Below are 1,157 nucleotides of genomic sequence, written 5' to 3'. Positions count from 1 at the left end.
TGTTGACGAGCGCGGGAGCGTCGAGGCCCAACAGATCCGTCCACGGCCGGAGTTCGGAGACCTCCAGCTTCTCCCCCGCGAAGACGACAGCACGCAGGGAAAGCTCGTGAACCCGGCGGTCACCGGAGGCGGCGGCCGCGACCAGCGACCGGAAAGCGGTCGGCGTCTGGGAGAGAACCGACACCTCCTCCCCGACCAGCAGATCCAAAAACTCCTCCGGCGCACGCGTCACCGCCTGCGGAACCACCACCAGCCGCCCACCATGAGCCAGCGCACCCCACATCTCGAAAACCGACACATCGAACGCATACGAGTGCGCCATCGACCACACATCGGACTCATCGAACCCGTAATGCTCCTGCGCCGTCTCCAACAGCCGCACCACATTGGCATGCGTCAGCACCACACCCTTGGGCCGACCCGTCGAACCCGACGTATAGATCGTGTAGATCACATTGTCCGGATCAGAGACCCGCACCGGATTCTCCACCGACGCCGCAGCCAACGCGGCACACGTCTCCTCCGCGTCCAGCACCACCACCGCACCCGCATACACACCCGACAACGACGGCAACAACGCCGACGTCGTCACCACCACCCGCGCACCCGCATCCCCGAGCACAAACCCCAGACGCTCCACCGGATTCGCCGGATCCAACGGCAGATAACCCGCCCCCGACTTCAGCACACCCAACAACGCGGGAACCAGATCCCCACCCCGCTCCAGATGCACACCCACCAAATCCTCAGGACCCACACCCGCCGCACGCAACACATGCGCCAACCGGTTCGCCCGCTCATTCACCTCCCCATACGACAACGACAACCCACCCGCCACCACCGCCACCGAACCCGGCGACCCCACCACCCACTCCTCGAACAACTCATGAGCGAGAACGCCCACTTCAGCCTCCCCCTGTACTGGTTCCGTGGTCCCGAACTCGTCGAGCCCGATCTCTCCGTCGAGCCCGATCTCTCCGTCGAGCCCGTTCGCGATCGACTCCAGAACCTCGCGGTACATCCGGGCCAGGAGCTCGCCGTTGGCGCGGGTGATCAGGCCGGTGTCGCTGTGGATGCCGATCTTGCGGTCGCCGTGCGCGTGCACGGAGAGCCCGAACTCGGTCGGCGCCTCGCTGATGCCCGTCCCGGTGTCCACC

Annotated in this window: 1 protein-coding gene; it reads right to left on the bottom strand. The window is 65.9% G+C overall.

The window, feature by feature from the left end:
- On the bottom strand, window positions 1-1,157 hold a 1,157-nt coding region (locus ACFRCG_RS48665), incomplete at both ends, for an AMP-binding protein (RefSeq protein ID WP_380043101.1).

The organism is Embleya sp. NPDC056575, assembly GCF_042793325.1.
In the GTDB taxonomy this organism is placed as follows: Bacteria; Actinomycetota; Actinomycetes; order Streptomycetales; family Streptomycetaceae; genus Embleya.
This window is presented reverse-complemented; position numbering and strand designations above follow the sequence as displayed.